General features: G+C 45.4%; 19 protein-coding genes and 2 tRNA genes. 7 read left to right on the top strand and 14 right to left on the bottom strand.

From position 1 onward, the window contains the following. The 5 genes from L3Q72_RS09840 to ptsG form a co-directional block, all read right to left on the bottom strand. Complete coding sequence (locus L3Q72_RS09840; RefSeq protein WP_275129773.1) at positions 1-687, bottom strand: SDR family oxidoreductase; 687 nt, start codon at positions 685-687, stop codon at positions 1-3. A 110-nt stretch (positions 688-797) separates the two neighbouring features. Next, positions 798-1,616, bottom strand: a complete 819-nt coding sequence (locus L3Q72_RS09835; protein ID WP_275129772.1) for a hypothetical protein — start codon at positions 1,614-1,616, stop codon at positions 798-800. Between the two features lie 275 nt (positions 1,617-1,891). Further along, entirely contained in the window at positions 1,892-2,515 is a 624-nt protein-coding gene (locus tag L3Q72_RS09830; RefSeq protein WP_275129771.1) for an outer membrane beta-barrel protein, read from the bottom strand. A gap of 275 nt (positions 2,516-2,790) precedes the next feature. Continuing rightward, positions 2,791-2,881: transfer RNA gene (locus L3Q72_RS09825), tRNA-Ser, on the bottom strand. 327 nt (positions 2,882-3,208) lie between these two features. Then, a complete protein-coding gene (gene ptsG / locus L3Q72_RS09820; RefSeq protein ID WP_275129770.1) occupies positions 3,209-4,597 on the bottom strand; it encodes a PTS glucose transporter subunit IIBC in 1,389 nt (462 codons plus the stop codon). A 431-nt stretch (positions 4,598-5,028) separates the two neighbouring features. On the opposite strand from ptsG, the gene L3Q72_RS09815 reads away from it, so the two are divergent. From L3Q72_RS09815 to L3Q72_RS09800, 4 genes are all read left to right on the top strand, one after another. Next, positions 5,029-5,754: a response regulator transcription factor gene (locus tag L3Q72_RS09815; RefSeq protein WP_275129769.1), complete on the top strand. Its 726-nt coding sequence runs from the start codon at positions 5,029-5,031 to the stop codon at positions 5,752-5,754. Further along, on the top strand, positions 5,747-7,249 hold the full coding sequence (locus L3Q72_RS09810) for an ATP-binding protein (protein ID WP_275129768.1): 1,503 nt from the start codon (positions 5,747-5,749) through the stop codon (positions 7,247-7,249). The genes L3Q72_RS09815 and L3Q72_RS09810 overlap by 8 nt, the downstream gene beginning before the upstream one ends. Then, a complete protein-coding gene (locus L3Q72_RS09805) occupies positions 7,246-8,556 on the top strand; it encodes an ABC transporter substrate-binding protein (protein ID WP_275129767.1) in 1,311 nt (436 codons plus the stop codon). The genes L3Q72_RS09810 and L3Q72_RS09805 overlap by 4 nt, the downstream gene beginning before the upstream one ends. Before the next feature lie 173 nt (positions 8,557-8,729). Continuing rightward, a complete protein-coding gene (locus L3Q72_RS09800; protein WP_275129766.1) occupies positions 8,730-9,710 on the top strand; it encodes a hypothetical protein in 981 nt (326 codons plus the stop codon). 63 nt (positions 9,711-9,773) lie between these two features. On the opposite strand, the gene L3Q72_RS09795 is transcribed toward L3Q72_RS09800, so the two are convergent. From L3Q72_RS09795 to L3Q72_RS09780, 4 genes are all read right to left on the bottom strand, one after another. Further along, positions 9,774-10,055 (bottom strand): hypothetical protein, encoded by a 282-nt coding sequence (locus L3Q72_RS09795; RefSeq protein ID WP_275129765.1) that lies wholly within the window; start codon positions 10,053-10,055, stop codon positions 9,774-9,776. Positions 10,056-10,231: 176 nt separating this feature from the next. After that, positions 10,232-10,308: transfer RNA gene (locus L3Q72_RS09790), tRNA-Pro, on the bottom strand. Continuing rightward, positions 10,309-12,120 carry a DUF3413 domain-containing protein gene (locus L3Q72_RS09785; protein WP_275129764.1) on the bottom strand — a complete coding sequence of 604 codons (1,812 nt, stop codon included), beginning with the start codon at positions 12,118-12,120 and terminating at the stop codon, positions 10,309-10,311. Between the two features lie 21 nt (positions 12,121-12,141). Beyond that, entirely contained in the window at positions 12,142-12,369 is a 228-nt protein-coding gene (locus tag L3Q72_RS09780) for a YejL family protein (protein ID WP_275129763.1), read from the bottom strand. Positions 12,370-12,454: 85 nt separating this feature from the next. Between L3Q72_RS09780 and yejK the strand changes: the two genes are divergently transcribed. Then, positions 12,455-13,456, top strand: a complete 1,002-nt coding sequence (yejK, locus tag L3Q72_RS09775) for a nucleoid-associated protein YejK (RefSeq protein WP_275129762.1) — start codon at positions 12,455-12,457, stop codon at positions 13,454-13,456. Between the two features lie 211 nt (positions 13,457-13,667). Beyond that, positions 13,668-14,783, top strand: a complete 1,116-nt coding sequence (gene asd / locus L3Q72_RS09770) for an aspartate-semialdehyde dehydrogenase (protein WP_275129761.1) — start codon at positions 13,668-13,670, stop codon at positions 14,781-14,783. Between the two features lie 384 nt (positions 14,784-15,167). Here the strand turns inward: asd and L3Q72_RS09765 are convergent, their stop codons facing one another. Beyond that, positions 15,168-16,010, bottom strand: coding sequence for an ion transporter (locus tag L3Q72_RS09765; RefSeq protein ID WP_275129760.1), 843 nt, complete (start codon positions 16,008-16,010; stop codon positions 15,168-15,170). Positions 16,011-16,582: 572 nt separating this feature from the next. Here L3Q72_RS09765 and adhE point away from each other — a divergent pair. Next, on the top strand, positions 16,583-19,276 hold the full coding sequence (adhE, locus tag L3Q72_RS09760) for a bifunctional acetaldehyde-CoA/alcohol dehydrogenase (RefSeq protein WP_275129759.1): 2,694 nt from the start codon (positions 16,583-16,585) through the stop codon (positions 19,274-19,276). Positions 19,277-19,663: 387 nt separating this feature from the next. Here adhE and L3Q72_RS09755 read toward each other — a convergent pair whose 3' ends face one another. The 4 genes from L3Q72_RS09755 to znuC form a co-directional block, all read right to left on the bottom strand. After that, complete coding sequence (locus tag L3Q72_RS09755; protein WP_275129758.1) at positions 19,664-20,347, bottom strand: SDR family oxidoreductase; 684 nt, start codon at positions 20,345-20,347, stop codon at positions 19,664-19,666. A 292-nt stretch (positions 20,348-20,639) separates the two neighbouring features. Then, entirely contained in the window at positions 20,640-21,143 is a 504-nt protein-coding gene (locus L3Q72_RS09750; protein WP_275129757.1) for a VC2046/SO_2500 family protein, read from the bottom strand. A gap of 82 nt (positions 21,144-21,225) precedes the next feature. Then, positions 21,226-22,011 (bottom strand): zinc ABC transporter permease subunit ZnuB, encoded by a 786-nt coding sequence (znuB, locus tag L3Q72_RS09745; protein WP_275129756.1) that lies wholly within the window; start codon positions 22,009-22,011, stop codon positions 21,226-21,228. Continuing rightward, entirely contained in the window at positions 22,004-22,789 is a 786-nt protein-coding gene (gene znuC / locus L3Q72_RS09740) for a zinc ABC transporter ATP-binding protein ZnuC (protein WP_275129755.1), read from the bottom strand. The genes znuB and znuC overlap by 8 nt, the downstream gene beginning before the upstream one ends. Positions 22,790-22,854: the final 65 nt, after the last annotated feature.

The following is a 22,854-nucleotide window of genomic DNA, read 5'->3' as shown; positions in this document are numbered from 1 at the left end:
CTACCACGCAATTTCAGTTCCGTCGTAGTTCAGAAAACGTCCGCTATCTTCTGGCTTAAGCTTATCTATCACTGAGAATAATCCTTCCGTACTGACCTCAGTGGAAATCAAAGCATTCGGCCCGCCCATCTCGGTCAAAACCCAACCGGGATGCAGTGCAACCACGGTAAAGTCTTCTTTGCTCAGATCGTTGCTCAGGCTTTTTACCACAGAGTTAACTGCCGCTTTTGATGAACGGTAAATGTATCCGCCTCCGGAAGTATTCTCTGTCATGCTGCCAACTTTAGATGAGATGCAGGCAACGCGCTTTAACCGGCCTTGCAGAAGGTTAGGATAAAGAGTTTCAACCAGCTTTAAAGGGGCAATGGAGTTAATCTCGAAGACTTTACGCCACTCTTCTACATCTGTATTTCCAAAGCCGTAGCCTTTCGGGCCGTAGTAGCCAGCGTTATTGATTAGCAGATCGATTGCCGGAAGCTTAGGTTGCAGCGCTTCTATCGCCGGATAGTCGGTAACATCCAACTGATAACTGCTAAGCTGCGGATGCTGTTTGGTGAGAGCAAGCAGTTCAGATGCGCTCTCTGCATCGCGGTAGGTGGCGAATACTTCCCAGCCCGAGTTAAGGTATTGTTTGACAAGCGCAAGGCCAATGCCGCGATTGGCTCCGGTAATAAGAACTTTATCCATTGTCGTTTTCCATATGAAATGCCATTTTTCATAGGGTAGTGGATTTGGTCTTAATTTGTCACCTGGATTCCGGCAAATCTGCTTACTTTGCCGGAGTGGTTTATTGCAGGCTAAAACTGGTAGTTGTATTCGATTCGGTGATCACCACTGCCAAAGTTTACCTTGTCGCTCCAGTTCGCAAAGTAGCGGATATTGCTGCGAGGGCTTATCTGATAAGAGGCTGCAAATTCGTGGGCAAGTATGTCTCTGTCACCAGCATAAATTCCGTCTTTATACCAGGTTGCTCCGGAGAGGGTTACCATATACATAGGGTTATAGTTCAGCCAGATTTTATCTGTGACTTTTAGCTTTGAATAAACACCGACCACAGCAAAGGTTCCGGGGAACGTATAACCGGAACCGGCATCCGGGCCCTGGTACGCGGAAGACTCTGAGTTCATCACATCTAAACCAACTCCGGCAAGCGGATAGAAGTTTAATGGCCCCATTCTGGGAAGTGCCTGAATCAGGCTGTAAGAGCCGGTAAATGTATCCTTGTCTTTGTTGTAGCTAATATCTAACTGGCTGCCACGCCCATCATTTAAATCGACTTTAAAATTACGCAACCTGAATGAGTCAATAGAATCATCAACGCTTTGATATTTTGCCTCATCGTCATCACGAACCCCCAGGGTTTCACCAGCGATACCTTTTATCTCAATAACATTCATCGCCATAGTTGACGCACTGCCGGTATCGTAGCTTTGACCTATTTTGATATTAAACCCTTTATCGGTAATACCTACACCGCCTTGTGTATAAACCGCCAGAGGATCAGACATATCCTGCAGTTCCGCCTCTTTTGCAAAGGCAGAAGTCGTGCATATGCTCGCCGCAACGGACGCGCAATAAAGAGGGATCTGTGTTTTCATTGTATCCTCGTAACTCATTGCTCGGATTGTTTAGTGCGCATTCTAATGGCAGTAAAAATGAAATTGGCTGCATATGGTGTGATTTTGCAGAAAATTGACCGGGTGTTTACGTGGGCGGGAAAGGAGGGGGAGTTAGGTTCTCAGAAGCGAGCTATAAGCAGGAATTGCAGCTATTGAGAGAAGGTATTGAAAAAATCGAGCCGGGAGCGAACAAGCCAATTTTGACGGTAGATAAAGGATGAAGTTGAAAAAGTAGAAGTTTGTTGCTGGAGAGCCACCCCAGCAACGATATATCAGAAACTCCAAACTAAGTTGGCGTTGATGGAGCTTAATTCTGCATCAAGAGTAGCTATATCACCATTAGAATAATTAACCGTGTACTTTTCGTCATGGTACATAACCCATTCTACTTGTAGTCTGGTTCGACCTCCTTTATTAAACTCTACTCCTAACCCATAAGCGAGGTCATTTTCGGTATCGGAGGCTCCAAACCCTTCCATAGTTCCGGTACCATAGCCTACCAAGCCATATGTGCTAAAATATTTGCATACTGGCAAAATAGCTCGACCAAAAACGCCATAGTATTCGGTTACATCTATTGGAAAACCGTACCACTTGCCATTAGCAACGCTTCGGTAGCCCCTTCCCTCTACAGCCATCCAAGGGTTAAATTGATAGCCGACTAAAACACCGAGTAGTGTATTGCCATGAATATCTTTTTTCCCTGACAGCGTATCGTCTTCACTTGCATCATAATAGCTGCCTTTGAAATCTACAGTTACGAAAGTACTTGTTAGACCGAAGTAAATATCATTGTACCCGTCCGGTAGAGGATACTGTTCTTCAGCGGACACGTTTGCAGATAGAAGAGTTAGTGCCAGCGCAGTAGTGCTTCCAACTTTAGACATTGTTTTCATGCTTAACTCCATTGTTGTTATCAGGAATGCATAAACTATTAACTCCAATATAAAAATAGTTGATGTGCACTTAATAGATTAGTAAGTGGAGAGTAAGCGTGATGTTTTAAAAATAAGAAATTTCGATGTTAAGGTAACGTGGTCCTGCCAATTATAAATGGAACTAAACACAACTAAACAACAGTACATTGTTTAGCTAGCAGCAATTAGACAGAAATAAAGACAGAAAAGCAGAAACGAAAAAGCCCGCTGATTTCTCAGCGGGCTTCTTAATGTGGCGGAGAGATAGGGATTTGAACCCTAGATACGCTATTAACGTATGCCGGTTTTCAAGACCGGTGCTTTCAACCACTCAGCCATCTCTCCGTGTGCGAGGCATAATATAAGGGTATGAAAAACTTGTAAACCCCTAATTTAACTGTTTGCTGAAAATGTGTGCAGATTTTTTAAAAAATGTTGGTTGGCCGGGTGGACTGCCTACATTAAAGATTGCACTTAAATGAAATTATTGTACTGAAAGTTACTGTACTAAAAGTTACAGTAATTTTCAGTACAAAGGCATGAGTTAAGAAGACTTGTAACATAACTGACCCTCAGTTCATTGTTTTAACCCAGAAATGAAGAGCATAAAAAAACCGGGCTTTTCAGCCCGGTTTGAGTATCTGTAACTATCAGTTTTTTATAGGCTTTGGATTAAGCTAGTGCTTCCATCTGGCCTTTAATGATTTCAGAGTGAGTACCGAATACTGCCTGGAAGTTATCGCCTTTAACGAATACGCCAGCTGCACCTAGTGCTTTCAGTTTATCAGTATCTACTTTGCTGCCATCGTTTACTGTTACACGTAGACGAGTGATACATGCGTCCAGGTCTTTGATGTTAGCTTTGCCGCCGAATGCTGTAGTGATGTCCTGAGCAAGCTCGCTGCTGTCAGACTTAACTTCAACCTGAGACTCAGACTCATCTTCACGACCAGGAGTTTTCAGGTCAAACGCTTTGATTAGCGCTGTGAATACGAAGAAGTAGATAGCTGCGTATACAAGACCGATAACTGGTAGCATCATGCCGTTTGTAGACTGACCGAACAGTAGAGTAAAGTCGAACAGACCGTGGCTGAATGTAGTACCGTGCTTAATACCCATCAGAATCATTACTACGAATGCAGAACCAGCTAGTAGAGCGTGAACTACGTATAGTAGTGGAGCTACGAATAGGAATGCGAATTCGATTGGCTCAGTAATACCTGTCAGGAACGAAGTCAGTGCAGCAGAACCAAGGATTGAAGCTACCACTTTTTGCTTGTCGCTCTTAGCAGTTACGTACATTGCAAGACATGCTGCAGGCAGACCGAACATCTTGAACATGTAGCCACCAGCCAGGTTACCAGCAGTTGGGTCACCAGCAAGGTAACGTGGGATTTCACCTTTAACAACTTCACCAGCTGCAGTTGTGAATTCACCTACTTCGTAGAAGAATGGTGCGTTCCAGATGTGGTGCAGACCGAATGGGATCAGAGAGCGTTCAACGATACCGTAGATACCAAATGCAACTTCCGGAGACTGGTAAGCAGCCCAGTGAGAGAATGCTTCGATACCAGCACCGATTGGTTGCCATACGATAGCAAGGATAGCTGCCATTACACACGCTGCAAGCGATGTAACGATAGGTACGAAACGCTTACCACCGAAGAAACCAAGGTAGGTTGGCAGCTTGATAGTGTGGTAACGGTTAAATAGTTCCGCTGCAACCAGACCCATGATAACACCGCCGAATACACCAACATCAGTGCCAGGTGCTACAACGCCAAGTACTCGTGTCATTGTCAGGTAACCAAGACCTGCTGCAAGAGCTGCTACACCGTCGTTCTTAGCAAAGCCAAGAGCAACACCGATAGCGAATAGTAGAGCCATGTTTGCAAACACACCAAGACCAGCTTCAGTCATGATTTGTGCAACGATTTCTGGCAGGAACTTAGCAACTTCTGAGTTACCACCAATACCAAGCAGGATACCAGCAGCTGGCATACATGCTACAGGAAGCATTAGACTGCGACCCATTTTTTGCATTGTACTAAATACGTTCATCGTAAACCCCGATATAGTTTTTGTATTAGATTATTTGCTAACTAATAAAATTGTTTATTAAACTGATTTAATATTTTAATTAGCGAATAAAGCACTGAAGAATAATATTCTTCGTAACAACAAATCCGTAAAATTATCGAACTTGTCTTCACGGGGTATATATTAAAATTCTCTAAACGGATTTAACGAGGGCATGGTCACGCCCAATGTAACATAACGTAACAGAGTGCAATCCAACGTAATCTTCTGGTAAAGCCATGATAGAATCAGGTTACATAACGCACTAAAATGGTTGTCTCACGTTACAATCGCTTACTTTACCCTACTAAGCGGTTACTGAATGTAAGTGGGAAATGAACAACGATATAACACTATAATGAATATATGGTGAGCGAGCATCGCCGTATTATCGTGAAAGAAGGATTAGGTCTATGTCTGTAAAGAAGAAAATACTTGTTGTTGACGATGACTTTGAGATTCGTGAACTGCTGGATGAGTATTTAACTAAAGCCGGATATACGGTTGTATTAGCCTCTGAAGGCGAAGAGATGAAACGCCGCCTGTTGGAAGGCGAGCCAGACCTTATATTACTGGATGTTATGATGCCGGGGGATGATGGCTTCACCTTGTGTCAATACGTTCGTAAAAGTTCCAACGTACCTATTATTATGCTTACGGCGGTATCTGATGAAACCGATCAGATTGTCGGGTTAGAAATTGGCGCGGATGATTATATTGCTAAGCCATTTAGCCCGCGTCAGTTAAATGCAAGAATAAAAGCAATGCTGCGTCGTACCCGTGGTGGTGGTGTACAGGAAGAAAAGCCGAAACCTAAATTTGTTCAGTTTGCTCAGTGGAGACTGAATACGCTTACTCATATGCTGACAAATCTTGAAAATGAGGAAGAGTTCGAGCTGTCCGGAAAAGACTTTAACCTGCTGATGCTGTTTCTTGAAAGTCCGAACCAGGTTCTGGACAGAGATACCATTACTCAGGCAATAAAAGGCCGGAATGCACTGCCAACAGAGCGTGGCCTGGATGTTCAGCTATCCCGTCTTCGGGGCCGCCTGGGCGATAGCGGTAAAAACCCTAAGCTGATAAAGACCATGCGTGGTGACGGATATATCTTGTCTGCAGAAGTGACCTACGATGATTAAAGATAGTGCTGATTACTACAGCGATGTATATAAGCAGATAAAGCAGCGTGCTTCGGAACTGGTACCGCGCTCGCTGGTATCGAGAACACTGTGGCTTACCTTATTGTCCGTCATTCTGGCCCAGCTTGTTGCGACTACCATTTGGTACTATCAGTCAAAATATCAGGGGCAGCAGGGTCTGAAATCAACGGCAACCAGTATGGCAAATAACTTTGCTTCTACTGCCAACTTTTTTCAGTCGTTGCCGTTGCAATATCGCCATGTAGTGTTGAATCAGCTAAGGAATATTGGTGGCACGCGCTTCTTTGTTTCATTTAATGAAGAAGAGATAAAGATAGATCCGGCAAGAAGCAATGAAATGAAAACGGTTGCTAAGCAGGTGTTTAGGGACGTGCTGGAGCAGAAGCTTGAAAAGGTCAGCGATAAAAACGATATCCTGGTTGAGTTTTCTAGGCCTGAAACGCTGCGGGTACTGACCAATGAAACTTATTTAAGTGATCTGCCTAAGTCCTGGGCGCACTATACCCTGACATTGGAGCCGCTGAATCCGCCCATTTTAGTTGTTCAGATAAAAATGGCAGAAAAAGAGTGGCTGTATATTGCGGCATTGCTTCCTTCTCCTTATTCGATGCTTGAAGATGAAGTGCTTTCGACACAACAGATGTTTTTCATCGTCTTTATCACAGCACTTTTGATGACTTTTACTTACGCCATGGTGCGTCGTCAGGTTAAACCGCTGAAAAGACTGGCAAAGGCGGCAAATGCACTTAGCCGTGATATCGACCAGCCGCCACTAAAAGAAGAGGGCGCTTCAGAGCTGGTTACTGCAACACAGGCGTTTAATCATATGCAAAAGGCGCTGAAGCGGCATATTGATGACAGAGAAAGGTTATTTAGTGCAATATCACACGATCTTAAAACGCCGATAACCCGGCTCAGAATTCGCTCTGAGCTTATAGAAGATGAGCAGCGCGGGCTGAAATTCAATAAAGATCTGGATGAGCTGGAGTTAATGGTAAAAGGCGCGTTGCAGATCGTGAAAGATACGGACATCCACGAAAACCTGGTTCAGGTTGATGTGATGGATATACTTGAAAGCATCGCAGAGCGGCACAATACCGACGAGCGGAATGTTATCTTCTCCGAAGATAAAATAGATCCGTTTTTGTGTAAGCCTCTGGCGCTAAAACGCTGTTTAACCAATATTATTGATAACGGAGTGAAATACGGTGACAGAGTTGTAGTTGTAATTGAAGACACTTCTGCACTACTTAAGTTAACCGTAATGGACGAAGGTCCGGGAATACCTTCAGAACGCATGGAAGATGTGTTTAAACCCTATTTCCGCTTGGCGACGGACAGCACAGGTCACGGATTAGGTATGGGGATCGCAAGAAGCATTGTTAATGCGCATGGCGGTAAACTGACCATTAGTAATCGTGAAGAAGGTGGCTTGCAGGTTGAAATAACCCTGCCAAGAGATACAGTGAAATGAAACAGAGTAAATTGAGTCCTTTTAAAGTGCTGCGAAAAAGTAAGTTAAGTTTACTTCTTCTTTTGATGTCGGGAGTGAATGCTTCTCTGGCCTCTGAAGAAGTAGGCGTTGCACCTGGTGCAAAAGGTGTTGAAGTGCTGCACTGGTGGACGTCCGGCGGTGAAGCTCAGTCCGCAGAAATCCTGAAAAATGCCATTGAGCAGGATGGTTATACCTGGAATGACTTCTCTGTCGCCGGTGGCGGTGGTGAGAGCGCGATGATGGTGTTAAAAGCCCGCGCGGTTTCCGGTAACCCTCCAACATCGGCACAGATCAAAGGATACGATATTAAAGAGTGGAGCCAGCTTGGCTTTCTTCGTTCTATCGATGATGTTGCTCAAACGGAGCACTGGGATGAACTTCTTCCTGAGGTGGTTTCCAGAACGGTTAAGTATAAAGGCAAATATGTTGCCGCACCGGTTAATGTGCACAGGGTGAATCAGCTCTGGATTAACGCGCCGCTGTTTAAAAAGTTAAGCCTGCCTGTTCCCAAAACGCTGGATGAGTTTTTCCTGGTCGCAGAAACCATAAAGGCAGCGGGTTACATTCCTCTGGCTCACGGCTCTGAAGCATGGCAAAACGTGACTCTGTTTGATGTGGTGGCGATGGCGGTGCTGGATGCCGAAGACTATTACAAAGCATTTGTGGAGCTCGATTCGGCAACGCTTTCCGGTGACAAAATGGTTGAGGTGTTTGCCACCTTCCAGAGAATGCGTAATTACATAGATGACAAAGCATTAGGCCGTGACTGGAACGTTGCCACTAAAATGGTTATCGACGGAACCGCTGCGATGCAAATCATGGGTGACTGGGCTAAAGGCGAATTTAATGTAGCCGGAAAGGTGCCGGGAGAAGATTATCTTTGTGTTGCAGCGCCGGGAACGGAAGATACCTTCGGTTACAACATCGACAGCTTTGTGTTTTTTAAAACACACGACCCTTCAAATGTTTCCGGACAGAAAGATGTGGCGAAAGTGATCATGTCAGATTCGTTTCAGGAGGCATTTAACTACAGCAAGGGTTCTTTGCCTGCCAGAACAGATATTTCTCTGGAGGGATTTGACCTGTGCGCCCAGAATTCAATGAAAGCATTTAAACGAGCGGAAGGCACACCTGATATGCTGCCAAGCCTTTCCGCGGATATGTCGACAACCAGTTATGTTAAGAACGCGGTCATGGATGTGGTTAACGAGTTCTTCAATGATGAAAATGCCAGCCCGGAGGCAGCAGCTAAGCGCCTGGCAAGAGTGGTTAAAGCTGCGATGTAGTTTTTGCGCTTATGCTACCTGTGACAACAAGAAGCCGCTCATTTCCGAGCGGTTTCTTTTTTGCCCAAAATAACCGATTTTCCCGGAAAATAGTATCGGTATTCATGTTGAAAGGCGGGAGTTGAACTAGACTAAAAGTGTAATTAATCGGTTTGTCAGTATGAGGTTTCAGAATGCGTATTATGAAATCTGTAGGTTTATCGCTGCTCCTGCTATTCCTGTGGAGCCCTCTGACTTCTGCTAGTACCATTTTAGTCATTGAGAGCTATCACGCCGAGTATCTTTGGGATCAAAGTTACAAGCAGGGCCTGAAAGATATGCTCGGTATGGAGCATGAGCTGGTTTTCTTCGAGATGGATACTAAGCGCCTGCCTGAGTCAAAATATCAGGAGCGTGCAGAAGCGGCCTGGAAGGTTTACCAGGACCTGGATCCCACACTGGTGATCCTGGGCGATGATAATGCCTTAAAATACCTGGCTCCTATGCTTTTAAAAACAGACACACCGGTTGTTTACCTTGGCATCAATGCCAACCCGAGGAAATATGGTGTTGTCGGGGCTCCTAATTTTACCGGCGTTATTGAGCGCCCTCTGCTCAGACGTTCAATCCTGATGCTTGAGAAGTTGCTTCCGGTAAAACGTGTGCTGGTGCTGCTTGACTCAAAGGAAACCGCCAGAGTGATTAAGGAAGATATTTTCCAGGGGAAAGACGCCATGCGCCTTTCTGGTATCTACCTGGATATAAAGCTGGTAAGTCGTTTTAGTGAGTGGCAAAGATACGTATTAGCGGCGAAAGATCAGGGGTATGACGCTTTGATTGCCGGCCTTTATCAGACATTAAACGATGACAGTGGCTTGCATGTTGATCCTGAAGTGGTGATTGACTGGACATCGAAGAATACCGAGATCCCTCCTTTTGGTTTCTGGGACTTTTCTATCGGAGCGAACAAAAATATCGGTGGTTATGTCATCTTTGGTTATGAGGAAGGCAAGCTGGCCGGACAAATGGCAATGGAAATGCTGGCGAATAAAGGAAAGCGCCTGCGACAGGAAACCGGCGGGCAGGGGCGTTTTATGTTCAGTAAAAGTCTGTTGCACAAATGGGGGATAGATCTTCCTGACTATATAGCAAAACAGGCAACACTGGTCGATTAACCGCTGCAAAGTGACTGGATTGCGTAGAAAGGAGGCCTGTATATCTGAGCCTCTTTTCTTTCGTCAGAACTGCCCTATAAAATGCATAATTGCCAGTGCAAGCAGCGCACTGCCAACCACCATCATCGTTTTATCACCTTTACTTAAAGAAATCTCAAAGCGGGAATCGGGGCAGGGGCTGTCGTGTACCTCTTCATAAGCCTTGATAATGCGTTCGCGATTGGCCGAGTTATAAGCTTTTGTCTCGAAATAGCCTTTGAGTGGCCTTAGTAAAAATAAAATACCCAGTACAGTGCCAATGTAGTAGGCAGCTTCAATATAAGTTTCATTTAGATACCATGGCATAATTTCCCCCTCAAACACGACTGAACAGGCCATATAGAAAGTATGGTAAAGAACTTACCGATTGTAAAAAATCAGAGGAAATCAAAGAGGTGTTGTAGATTAAATGTACCACAATGAAACTCAGCGTGGGTAAAGGGGGAGGTAACTCTCTGCTGCGTATTGAGTTACCTTTTATATGGTCGGGATGACAGGATTTGAACCTGCGACCACCGCGCCCCCAGCACGGTGCGCTACCAAACTGCGCTACATCCCGTTAATCTTGTTCTTTTGTATAGAAGCGTTTTAGCTCTGATAATCCCTGCATCAGTACAGATAATTTAGGGTTTTCGTCCCGTTTACGCTTATAACTGCTGTCGAATATTTTATAGTTGCCGTACTGGTCAACAACCGTGGTTCTCTTGTCGGTGATAAGCGCTATCTTACGACTGTCTCCGGCTAATATCCAACGTCTTGGTTCTTCGTTAAACAGATTCTGGCCGCTACTGTATTCGCTTGGGTTGGAAGACACACCCATCAGCTCCTGAAGCAGGGTCACTGATATGTCGAAGTGGCTGGATCTGTGTGTATAGACTTTGGCTTCTTTCTCCGGCCAGTGCATGACAACCGGTACTTTTAGCTGATAACTGCTGTAGTTTGTGTTGTGGCCCCAGCTGTTAGTTTTGGTCTCATTAAATTCTGTACCGTGGTTAGAGGTGATAATAACAACCGTGTTATCCAGTACCTCTTTTTCTGCCAGAGTGGCAAGTATGGCGCCGATATGAGTGTCAACACTGTTTACCGCAGCATTGTATGAGGCTCTCAGCTTCGCTGCAGGTGTCGCAAGAGATGCGTCTTTAACATCAAAGTCTTCAAAATCGTTGACTGTGGTTAATTCGATAAAGCTGAACCATGGGGTATTCGGTCCGTTGTCCAGCCAGAGTTTCCAGTTATCGACGGTATTGCTGTCCTGAGGATTTGCCTCTTGTACTGAAGCATTTTCAGCCAGCTTAGACTTGAAAATCGCATCCTGGTAACTGCTTTCTTCAAAATTAGAACTGCTGAATAGTCCGAAGTTATATCCGTTATCCCCGGCTAGCTGAAGAAACAGAGGTTGTTTCTCCTGAGCTTTCACACTGCTGCTATAGCTGCTTGGAATACCGTAAAACAGTCCGAACACGCCATAGTTATCATTACTGGAACTGTAATGGTTGCCAAATAGCTGATTTTCAGCTGCAAAGGCGTATGTATTTGGCATGGCTTCAGGTGACAGAGCGTCGGATCTTAAGTTATCCACCATGACCATAAGAATATTATGTTTAACCGGGCGGCTGCTGAATTTGAGTTCCTCAGTCGGGTAACTGATGAGTTCAGCTTTGTTCTCACTTGCTTCTCTCTTGCGCAGGTACTCTTCCCGGTCCAGCAGGCCGTATTTCTCCATGAAGGTTTTAGCTGTCATCGGGTAGGCAAGCGGGAAGTTCGCCTTCTGACTGGTAATTGGCGTATACAAAAAGGCATCAGCCCACATATAAGTCAGGTGGCTTGAGATAAAACAGATAAAGAAGAGTGCGGCGATGGGCCTGCCGACCTTTTTATGCTGCAGCTTTCTCTGTTTCCTCCATACCCACTCAGAAAGGGCCAGTTCAAGCAGGAATATGACAGGAACAACAATAAACAGCTGTTGCAGTTCTGCAGCAATAGGGCTTTGCTCTCCTTCGAGCAAAACTTCCCATATGATAGGGTTCAGGTGTATGTGAATCTGTTGATAGGCCTGAGTATCGAACAGTAGCAGAGTCAGGCCTGTTGTAGAAAAACAAACGGCAATAAAACGGAACAGCTTTCTTGAAAGGCTGATAAAGGTCAGCGGAAACAGTATCAGCAGATACAGTGCAAAAACCAGAAAACCGAAATGACCAACCCACGACAGTGCGAGGTAGGTTTGACCTAACAGGGTTTCCGGCCATGGTGACTGAGTGATATAGCGAGTACCGACTAACATTGCCGCAACAATGTTAAAGAAAGTAAACCAGTGGCCCCACCCGACCATTTTCGAGACTTTATCGTTGTATGAGTTTCCGCTATCTACCATTTATTTTTAGTTCTTGATCTTTTAGTGAGTCTTATCTTCTTCCACTGAAGACAGTAATGCCTCAGCAAACTTCTCTGCAATGGACTTACGCTGGGCTGCAGGGATATTTCCGTTTAATACGTTTGTAGCTATGTTTCCTGCAATCATCAGTGTAAGCTCTGCGTTTGCTCCGTGCTTTTCAAGGACGGCAGCGACTTCGCTGAGGATGAGTTCGATCTGGTCATCGCTGTATTTTGATGTAATTGGCATATTGACTCTAAATAATGATACTAAAAGCGGCTTATGATAACCTACAATTCCTCACAACTGAAACCTAAACAGTGATTTATTAGCTATGAGCCTTACTCTTTCTAACGTTATTCTACATCAGTTAGCCAAAAATGATCAGGACGAGCTGGTCGTTAATTACAGAAACGACGCTCTTGAACACAACTCTTTTTCTGAAAACCTGGTTGCAGAGTTGCACCGGGTTTTCAACGCCAAAGCCGGCAAAGGCTTTGGTACTTTTCAGTCTGACAGCGAATTTAAACAGTGGTTGCAAGAACTTCGCCAGGGAGAGCAAGAATTTTATCCTTTCTCACAAAATTGCGCAGTTCGCCTAAAAAACGAGCTGTCTAAATACCCGTTTGCCGAGGAAGGTATCCTTGTATTAGCGGAATATCAGTCACTTGCCACTGACTATCTGTTTATTGCACTGCTGCCTTCTAACGAAAGCCTGAAGGTGACCGACGGCCTGGATATCAGTGCGACCGACTATCTTGATATCAATAAAATGGATATAGCGGCAAGAATTGACCTTTCTACCTATGAAGCGGATTCAGAATCAAACCGCTACCTGACCTATATTAAAGGCAGAGTAGGCCGTAAGGTTGCCGACTTTTTTATGGATTTTCTCCAGGCTGAGACAGGTTTGGATACCAAACAGCAAAATCAGGTTCTGATGCAGGCGGTTGAAGATTTCTGTTCAGACTCGCAGCTTAATAAGGAAGAAGCGAACGAGTACCGTAAGCAGGTTTACGATTACTGCAACGAACAGCTAAAGGCGAACGAGGAAGTTGAAGTTAAAGAACTGTCCGGAGAATTGCCGGTGGGTGATGATGGTACTAGCTTCCTGGATTACACTCAGGATCGTGGCTATGAACTTGAAGAGAGCTTCCCGGCGGACAGATCGGCAGTAAGAAAACTGACTAAATATGTTGGCTCTGGTGGCGGCATGACAATTAACTTCGACAGTATGTTGTTAGGTGAAAGGATTTTTTATGATCCGGAAACCGATACGCTGACCATAAAAGGCACGCCGCCAAACCTGAAAGATCAGTTAACTCGCAGAGGCTGATGAGAGCTTAAGCAAAATTTTTGCTGTACAGAGAATGAACTGAAATTAAATAAAACGGGCTTTTCGCCCGTTTTTTAATGTCTGAGCCCGGAAAGAAACAGTTACTTATGAAAAAAATGGCGGTTTAGACTAAAAAAAGCTTGTTTTCTTATGGCTAATTTATTAAAGATGTTGGTATCTGATTTTTTATTACATGGAACGAGGAAGTATGATGAGAGTAGGTTTAGTTGGTTGGCGTGGTATGGTTGGTTCCGTACTGATGCAGCGAATGGTTGAAGAGAAGGATTTCGACCATATCGAGCCGGTATTTTACAGTACTTCTCAGGTAGGCATTCCAGCTCCTAATCTTGGTAAAGATGCGGGCATGCTGCAGGATGCTTTTGATGTTGAAAGCCTGAAACAACTAGATGCGATCATTACCTGTCAGGGTGGCGGTTATACAGAGAAAGTTTATCCTGCACTTCGTCAGGCTGGCTGGAAAGGTTACTGGATCGACGCAGCCTCTACGCTTCGTATGAAAGACGATGCGATTATCACTTTAGATCCTGTAAACCTTGCTCAGATTCAGCAGGGTATCCACGGTGGCACAAACACTTTTGTTGGTGGCAACTGTACGGTAAGCCTGATGCTTATGGGTCTTGGCGGCCTGTATGAGAAAGGTCTGGTTGAGTGGATGAGCGCAATGACTTACCAGGCAGCTTCTGGTGCCGGTGCTAAGAACATGCGTGAGCTTATTTCTCAGATGGGCACGATTCGTGATTCAGTGGCAGATGAACTGGCAGATCCTGCAAGCTCAATTCTGGATATCGATAAGAAGGTTGCAGACACAATGCGCTCTTCTGATTTCCCTGTTGACCAGTTCGGTGTACCTCTTGCCGGTTCTCTTATCCCTTGGATCGATGTGAAGCGTGACAATGGTCAGAGCAAGGAAGAGTGGAAAGCAAGTGTTGAAACTAACAAGATCCTTGGTCTTTCTGACAGCCCTGTGCCAATCGATGGCACATGTGTACGTATCGGTGCAATGCGTTGTCACTCTCAGGCTCTGACTATCAAGCTTAAGCAAGATGTACCGATGGACGAGATCGAAGATATCATCGCGTCTCACAACGAGTGGGTTAAGGTGATTCCAAACGATCGTGATATCACAGCTCAGGAACTAAGCCCTGCGAAAGTAACAGGTACGCTTTCAGTTCCTGTAGGCCGTCTGCGCAAGATGAATATGGGTAACGACTTCCTGAATGCCTTCACCGTTGGTGACCAGCTACTTTGGGGTGCTGCAGAGCCGCTACGTCGTACGCTGCGTATTATTCTTAACGAGAAGAAGTAAATAAGGTTACGGGTTGCAGGACGGACTTCGTCCTACAGGTAACAGGAAAAAGCGCAAGGGGCTGACTCTTGCGCTTTTTTGTTAAAGTCTAATGTAACCTGTGACCCTGACTCTTATACACAAATATTAAAGTGACCAGAGAACGGTTCTCCCCCTTGAGTGAAAAGCCTAACTGGTTGATAAAGCTAACAGAAGGGGGAGTTAGAGGGGGTTGGTTATGCCATGCATGGTTAAACCACCAAAACTTAACCCCATGAGAAACAACCCCTCCCAGCCTCCCCTTCGATGCTACTTCTTCGAAAATCCGTCTTTTCGAGGCTAAGGGGAGGAGCATTCTTTGGCTCCTTAAACTTGTGTATAAGAGTCAGCCTGTAACCAGTAACCCTATTCCTCCACCGGCACCACCCGCTTCTCCGGCTCCGCCAGCTCACTCCCGCAATGTTTACAAAACAGCGCATCCGCTTCATGACCGTTCTTCATACAGTTTGGGCACTTAACCAGATTTTTATGCGAGCTCATCTCCTGATGTAACTCGGCAGTGATAATGCCGGTTGGCACAGCAAGTATCGAGTAACCAAGCAGCATGGTCAGTGCAGCAACCCCTTTACCTAAAGCTGTTTGGGGGACTAAATCACCGTAACCGACGGTAGTGATAGTGACAATTGCCCAGTAAATACTTTGTGGGATGCTGGTAAAGCCGTGCTCCGGGCCTTCAATGACATACAGAAGTGCACCGAATATGGTGACCATAATGGCGACGGTACTAAAGAAGATAAATACTTTTCTTCGCGAACTGAGCAAAGAGCGCAGAAGAAGGTTAGAGTCCTGAAGGTATCTGACTAACTTGAGGATACGGAAAATTCTCAGGACACGTATTAGCCGGATAATCCCCATAAAAGAGGCGGAAGGGAGAATAATGGTCAGATAAGTTGGCAGTATCGCTAGCAGATCGACAATTCCGTAAAAGCTTTTGGCATAGGCTTTAGGTTTGGGAGAGCACCAGAGCCTGACAAGGTACTCTAGAGTAAATAACGCGGTAAAGCTGTACTCAATATACAACAGGGTTTTATGCCATTGCTGGCTCACTGCGGGTACCGAGTCCAGAAGTAATACGATAAGTGATGCGAGAATCGCGACGATCAGGATCAGATCGAACGTTTTGCCTGCTCTGGTGTGCGTACCAAAAATGATCACATAAAGCTGGTGCTTCAATGTTTCCTTTGCCATGAGCAGTTTTCCTTTCTTTTCACTAACATATCTGTGGTTATTATAACCAATAAATAATCTGAACTTTGAACACTTTTCCTGCAAAAGCTGAAAGAAAAATGCGGTGAGGTAGTGAAAAATGTTACTTGCAACACACTTTTTAGAAAAGAAGCTAAGTTGTTATGGTGATCTAAATCACGAAAGGTATACTTCTGTGCAGCACGTAAATCATGTGACTTGTTGTTTTGTTGTATAGAGAGTGAAAGTTTTTTACACAACTTGCTAATTTTTTTGCTTTCAAGGATTTGATGGCTTCTTTTTTAAGCGGTAGAGCAAGCTTGATATTAATGTTTAAAAACAGTGCGTTAGTGAAGGTTAAGGAAGAAATCTACCCAGTAATGGGTAAATAAAAATTCATAACTGATCTGCGTCAATTTTTTTCGTGGCGTGAAATATTATACTCAATCCCGAAAGCAATTTACTAAGTTTGTAGGGTTCTTTCACTTTTACCGTGAGTAGTAAAAGATTGAATTCAATAGTCTTACTAAAGAGTTTTTAATTTTTTAACATTTTTTAATTTATGGAGATTTATTATGCCTGTAACGAATATGGCTGAACTAGATGCTCTAGTAGCTCGTGTAAAAGCAGCTCAAGCGGAATTTGCAACCTTCTCTCAAGAGAAAGTTGACGCAATCTTCCGTGCAGCTTCACTAGCCGCTAACCAAGCTCGTATCCCTCTTGCACAGCAAGCAGTGGCTGAGTCTGGTATGGGTATCGTAGAAGACAAGGTTATCAAAAACCACTTCGCTTCTGAGTTCATCTACAACAAGTACAAAGACGAAAAGACTTGTGGCATTCTGGAAGAAGACGCAAACCTTGGTACTATGACTATCGCAGAACCTGTAGGTATCATCTGTGGTATCGTACCAACAACTAACCCGACTTCTACTGCGATCTTCAAATCTCTTATCTCTCTGAAGACTCGTAACGGTATCATCTTCTCGCCACACCCACGTGCGAAGAACTCTACTAACGATGCTGCTAAACTGGTTCTTGACGCAGCTGTTGCAGCTGGTGCACCAAAAGACATCATTGGTTGGATCGACCAGCCTTCTGTAGAGCTTTCTAACGGTCTTATGAAGCACGACGGTATCGCTCTTATCCTTGCAACTGGTGGTCCGGGCATGGTTAAAGCAGCTTACTCTTCTGGTAAGCCAGCAATCGGTGTAGGTGCAGGTAACGTTCCTGTAGTTATCGATGAAACAGCTGACGTTAAGCGTGCTGTAGCATCTGTTCTTATGTCTAAAACTTTCGATAACGGCGTAGTTTGTGCTTCTGAGCAGGCTGTAATCGTTCATAAAGACGTATACGAAGAAGTTAAAGAGCGCTTTGCTTCTCACAAAGCTCACGTTCTTTCTAAAGCTGACGCAGACAAGGTTCGTAAGACTATCCTTATCGACGGCGCACTAAACGCTAAGATCGTTGGTCAGCCAGCTGCGAAAATCGCTGAGCTGGCAGGCGTTAAAGTTCCTGAAGATACCAAAGTTCTTATCGGTGAAGGTCTGGGCAAAGTTGCTTACGAAGACGAATTCGCACATGAGAAACTATCTCCGTGTCTGGGTATGTTCAAAGCTGACAGCTTCGAAGATGCAGTTGACCAGGCTGTAACTATGGTTGAAATCGGTGGTATCGGTCACACATCTGGCCTGTACACTGACCAGGACGTAAACGCTGACCGTATTAAATACTTCGGCGACAAGATGAAGACTGCTCGTATTCTTGTAAACATCCCTACTACTCACGGTGGTATCGGTGACCTTTACAACTTCAACGTTGCACCTTCCCTGACTCTGGGTTGTGGTTCTTGGGGTGGTAACTCTATCTCTGAGAACGTAGGTCCTAAGCACCTAATCAACAAGAAAACTGTAGCTAAGCGAGCTGAAAACATGTTGTGGCACAAACTACCTAAATCAATCTACTTCCGTCGCGGTAGCCTTCCAATCGCTCTTGGCGACCTGGAAGGTAAGAAGCGTGCGTTCCTTGTAACTGACCGTTTCCTATTCAACAACGGTTACGCAGACGATATCGTTCAGCTGCTTAAAGCACAAGGCATGGAAGTACAGGTATTCTTCGACGTAGAAGCGGATCCAACTCTATCTGTAGTAGAGAAAGGTGCTGAAATGATGAAGAGCTTCCAGCCAGACGTTATCCTTGCTCTTGGTGGTGGTTCTCCAATGGATGCTGCTAAGATCATGTGGGTAATGTACGAGCACCCAGAAACTGAGTTCTCTGACCTTGCGATGCGATTCATGGATATCCGTAAGCGTATCTTCAAGTTCCCTAAAATGGGTCAGAAAGCAGAAATGGTGTGTATCACAACTACTTCTGGTACAGGCTCTGAAGTTACTCCATTCGCCGTTGTTACAGACGACAAGACTGGTGCTAAGTACCCACTAGCTGACTACGAGCTAACTCCTCAGATGGCTATCGTTGACGCTAACCTGGTAATGAACATGCCTAAGTCTCTGACTGCATTCGGTGGTTACGATGCTGTAACTCACGCACTGGAAGCTTATGTATCTGTTCTTGCTAACGAATACTCTGACGGTCAGGCTCTTCAGGCTCTTAAGATGCTGAAAGAATACCTGCCTTCAAGCTACGCGAACGGTGCAAACGACCCAATCGCTCGTGAGAAAGTACACAACGCAGCAACTATTGCGGGTATGGCGTTCGCTAACGCATTCCTGGGTGTGTGTCACTCAATTGCTCACAAGATTGGTGCTGAGTTCCACCTGCCGCACGGTATGGCTAACGCAATGCTTATCGCTAACGTTGTACGTTACAACGCTAACGATAACCCAACTAAGCAGACTGCGTTCTCTCAGTACGACCGTCCACAAGCACGTCGTCGTTACGCTGAAGTAGCTGACCACCTAGGTCTGTCTCAGGCTGGTGACCGTACTGCTCAGAAGATTGAACGTCTACTAGCATGGCTGGACGAGCTGAAAACAGATCTGGATATTCCTAAGTCTATCCAGGAAGCGGGTGTTGCTGAAGCCGACATGCTAGCTGCGGCAGATCGTATCTCTGTAGATGCGTTCGATGACCAGTGTACTGGTGCGAACCCACGTTACCCTCTAATCTCTGAGCTGAAAGAAGTGCTTCTGGCTTCTTACTACGGTAAGCCTTACGTTGAAGGTGAAACTTTCGAAGGTACTACTGTAATCAAGAAAAAAGCTGACCAGAAGCCTGCTGCTGAAGCGAAAGCTAAAGAAGAGAAGAAGTAATTCAGACTCTATAGAGTAAGAATGAAACTATGAGATGGTTTCGCTAGCACGAACTTCTCATGAAGAAATAAAAAACCTCGCCCTAACCGGCGAGGTTTTTTTTATCAGCGACCAGCCTGACTCTTATACACAAATATTAAAGTGACCAGAGAATGGTTCTCCCCCTTGAGTGAAAAGCCTAACTGGTTGATAAAGCTAATAGAAGGGGGAGTTAGAGGGGGTTGGTTATGTCATGCATGTTTAAACCACCAAAACTTAAACCCATGAGAAACAACCCCTCCCAGCCTCCCCTTCGATGCTACTTCTTCGAAAATCCTGCCTTCCAAGACTAAGGGGAGGAGCATTCTTTAGCTCATTAAACTTGTGTATAAGAACTGACGGCTGCTCCTAAGCCTCCGCAGCAACTACACGCCCGCTGAAATAATCATTCGAAACGATATACTCCGTATTACGGATCAACTCATCGTTAATTTGCGACCAGTGGGAGAAGTCGTCGTTATTGGCTGAGTGAGAAAACGAGGGCACAACGCCACCAACCCGGATATTGAAAGGGGTCAACTCTTTTGCCCAGCTTTTTGTCAGTCCGTTGATAATGGATGACGCATTTTCAAAACCCAGCAAGTGCTTGTTGTCGCACAGCGACAGGATATTTACGATCACACCATTCTTTTCGAATTCACGCATCTGACTGGCGCTGGCCTGGCCGTAGTTAAACAGCGGAGTTGCCAGAGACACAAACATTTTAGAGAAGTCTTCACCGCTGACGCCGCTGGTTAAAGCCGGCAGTGGTGAGCTTGGCCAGTAGTTGATCAGAACATCAACACCTTTATCAAACTTATTGGCAATGTAGCTGAGAAGCTCCTGAACGCTTTTCTCGGAGTGGTCCGGCAGTGAGTAGCAGGTCACCTTTTCGGATACTTCTGCGCAGCGCGACGCAACAGAATCCAGAACCTCTTTATCTGTATCAGACAACACCACATTAGCACCCAGGCCCGCAAAATGACTGGCAAGTGTTGCTCCAAGGCTGGAGCCTGCTGAAGTGATAAGTACCACCGAATTCTGTATATCCATAACCACAACCAATTTCTAAAGCGTCAAAACTAAATGTTTGTATTTGTATCTGCTTATATATTGGTAGGAATAAGGCGGGGAAGATGTGAATAGCATCATGAAAAGCTCATTTTGCCTTCGACTAAAGTCGTAAGTTTTGCTGTTACTCACATTTGTTAATGAATTGACAATAAATTGTAGTGAAAAATGAGGTGTTTTGAGGTTTTCGCTAACTATCTGAATTATCGTTAATTTTCAGGATTAGTTTGAGATGGGTAACGCTTTTTATGCATTGTTATGTAAAGCTACTGCATTAAGCTTGAGCTTGAATCTGCGAAGTGCGTCCTGCAACAAGCAGTTTTTGATACAGGTCGTTGGTGCTAAGCGTTGCCGGTGCACCTTTCTCAAGCAAGCGCTGCTCATGAGATGAAAGGTTACGGTACACATCTTCATCCAGGTCATGAGTGTTAAGTGCCATATAAGCCATGGCATCGGGTAACAGACCGTTTTGCAGGCGTGCACTCTGCATACCGCCACCGTGGAACTGACGGGCAATCTCGGCACCACGGTCGTAGGTCGACTCAGAAGATTTAAGAGGCTGGCTGTCACTCACGCCTAACTGCACGCGAATCTGCTCTTCAGAGGTTGAAGTGGTATCGAAAGGTTCAACGGGCTCAATTTCGCGCGCATCGGTAGTCAGCATAGCAAGCATTAGCGCGAAGTCGGCGCGGTTACCGCTGCTTACAGCCTGGCTGATATTACTGCCAAGACCGAATTCGGTAATCAGGTTATTTGTAACTGTTTCCTGAACTTGCATGCTGCTATAAAAGTCGCTTTAAGTGAGTGATGACTTTATATCGTCATCACCCGGAATAACTTTAGACTTTTTAGCCGCTATTTTATGAAGTTTGAGGGCGCAGCTGACTTAGCAGGAAAAAAGCAGCTGCGCTGATCACAACTGAAGGTCCGGCAGGCGTGTCATAGTTCCATGACAGGGCAATACCGCACAGAACCGATAACATGCCGATAGCGGAAGCAAGAAAGACCATCTGCTCAGGCGTTTTACTAAAGCGTCTTGCTGTGGCTGCCGGGATAATAAGCAGAGAAGTGATGATCAGTGCGCCGACAAACTTCATACCGACCGCTATTACCGAACCCACAAGCAGCATAAGTATCAGCCTGATCAAATCTGTATTGATCCCTTCAACAGCGGCCAGCTCTTCGCTGACGGTTGCAGAAAGAAGCGCGTGCCAAAGCTTGAAAAGAATCAGGCTGATCACGACGACGCCCAGATAGATAAAGCCCAAATCATCGGGGGATACCGATAAAAGATCACCAAAAAGGTAGCTCATCAGGTCGATTCGCACATTGTCCAGCAAACTGATGGCGACCATACCCAGGGAGAGTGAACTATGCGCCAGAATACCCAGCAGGGTATCGGTGCCGACACTGGAGCGCTTTTGCAGAATAACGAGCACAACAGCCAGTGCCAGACAGCAAACGACAAGGGCGAGATACAGATTAATATCCAGCAGCAGGCCCATGGCAATGCCCAGCAGAGAGGCGTGCGCCAGAGTATCGCCAAAATAGGCCATCTGCCGCCATACAACAAAGGAGCCCAGTGGACCGGCGATAATGGCTATTCCCAGCCCCGCAAGGATAGCGGGCATTAAAAACTCAATCATGGTGATGTCCATGCTGTACGTGGTTGCAGGTATCGCTTTCACCCTGAACCGGTTGTCCGGCCAGATCATGGTGATGGTGGTGATGGCTATGATCAACCATAGCAAGCGACTTGTCTTCGCGGTCGCCAAACATTGCGATATAAGATGGATGCGCCGCGATGACCTCTGGTCTGCCCTGGCAGCAGACATGGTGGTGCAGGCAGATCACATGATCCGTCTTAGCCATTACGATATTTAAGTCGTGTGACACCATCAAAACCGCGCATTCAAATCTGTGCCTGATAGATTCAATCAGGTTATAGAGATCTATCTGACCCTGAATATCCACGCCCTGAGCCGGTTCATCCAGTACCAGCAGTGACGGGCGGCGGAGCAGGGCTCTGGCCAGCAATACCCGCTGGTTTTCGCCACCGGATAAGGAGTGCATATTGTTGGTCAGCAGATGTTCGGCTCCGACCAGTTTTAAAGCGTCACTCCGCTCCTGACGGCTGTATTTCCCCGCAAGCTTAAGAAAACGGTCAACATTCAGAGGCAATGTATCATTGAGTTTGAGCTTTTGAGGAACATAGCTGACGGTGAGTGACGGCTGCTTTTCAATCTGTCCGGAGTAATCTTTGATATAGCCGAGCAGCACTTTTATCAGGGTAGACTTTCCGGCACCGTTTGGCCCGATTAGGGTCGTGATTTCTCCCTTGTTGAGAGAGAGACTGACTGAGTCCAGGACCTTCCGCTGCGAAAAGCTGACGCTGATATCGGTCATCCTGACAAGCATTGTCATAAATAAATCTCATTTACAAAAGTTAGCGTTATATTATAACATTCAATATTCCTGTCTACTATTTG

Source organism: Vibrio sp. JC009 (genome assembly GCF_029016485.1).
Taxonomy (GTDB): Bacteria; Pseudomonadota; Gammaproteobacteria; order Enterobacterales; family Vibrionaceae; genus Vibrio.
Note: the sequence above shows the minus strand (reverse complement) of the source record. Positions and strands in the feature narration are given on the sequence as shown.

Excerpts from the sequence above, each read along its gene's own strand:
- adhE (WP_275129759.1), top strand. The coding sequence starts at position 16,583 with ATGCCTGTAACGAATATGGCTGAACTAGATGCTCTAGTAGCTCGTGTA.
- L3Q72_RS09785 (WP_275129764.1), bottom strand. The coding sequence starts at position 12,120 with ATGGTAGATAGCGGAAACTCATACAACGATAAAGTCTCGAAAATGGTC.
- L3Q72_RS09805 (WP_275129767.1), top strand. The coding sequence starts at position 7,246 with ATGAAACAGAGTAAATTGAGTCCTTTTAAAGTGCTGCGAAAAAGTAAG.
- znuC (WP_275129755.1), bottom strand. The coding sequence starts at position 22,789 with ATGACAATGCTTGTCAGGATGACCGATATCAGCGTCAGCTTTTCGCAG.
- asd (WP_275129761.1), top strand. The coding sequence starts at position 13,668 with ATGAGAGTAGGTTTAGTTGGTTGGCGTGGTATGGTTGGTTCCGTACTG.
- L3Q72_RS09810 (WP_275129768.1), top strand. The coding sequence starts at position 5,747 with ATGATTAAAGATAGTGCTGATTACTACAGCGATGTATATAAGCAGATA.
- L3Q72_RS09765 (WP_275129760.1), bottom strand. The coding sequence starts at position 16,010 with ATGGCAAAGGAAACATTGAAGCACCAGCTTTATGTGATCATTTTTGGT.
- L3Q72_RS09815 (WP_275129769.1), top strand. The coding sequence starts at position 5,029 with ATGTCTGTAAAGAAGAAAATACTTGTTGTTGACGATGACTTTGAGATT.
- L3Q72_RS09795 (WP_275129765.1), bottom strand. The coding sequence starts at position 10,055 with ATGCCATGGTATCTAAATGAAACTTATATTGAAGCTGCCTACTACATT.
- L3Q72_RS09755 (WP_275129758.1), bottom strand. The coding sequence starts at position 20,347 with ATGGATATACAGAATTCGGTGGTACTTATCACTTCAGCAGGCTCCAGC.
- L3Q72_RS09835 (WP_275129772.1), bottom strand. The coding sequence starts at position 1,616 with ATGAGTTACGAGGATACAATGAAAACACAGATCCCTCTTTATTGCGCG.
- L3Q72_RS09840 (WP_275129773.1), bottom strand. The coding sequence starts at position 687 with ATGGATAAAGTTCTTATTACCGGAGCCAATCGCGGCATTGGCCTTGCG.
- ptsG (WP_275129770.1), bottom strand. The coding sequence starts at position 4,597 with ATGAACGTATTTAGTACAATGCAAAAAATGGGTCGCAGTCTAATGCTT.
- znuB (WP_275129756.1), bottom strand. The coding sequence starts at position 22,011 with ATGATTGAGTTTTTAATGCCCGCTATCCTTGCGGGGCTGGGAATAGCC.
- L3Q72_RS09800 (WP_275129766.1), top strand. The coding sequence starts at position 8,730 with ATGCGTATTATGAAATCTGTAGGTTTATCGCTGCTCCTGCTATTCCTG.
- L3Q72_RS09830 (WP_275129771.1), bottom strand. The coding sequence starts at position 2,515 with ATGAAAACAATGTCTAAAGTTGGAAGCACTACTGCGCTGGCACTAACT.
- L3Q72_RS09750 (WP_275129757.1), bottom strand. The coding sequence starts at position 21,143 with ATGCAAGTTCAGGAAACAGTTACAAATAACCTGATTACCGAATTCGGT.
- yejK (WP_275129762.1), top strand. The coding sequence starts at position 12,455 with ATGAGCCTTACTCTTTCTAACGTTATTCTACATCAGTTAGCCAAAAAT.
- L3Q72_RS09780 (WP_275129763.1), bottom strand. The coding sequence starts at position 12,369 with ATGCCAATTACATCAAAATACAGCGATGACCAGATCGAACTCATCCTC.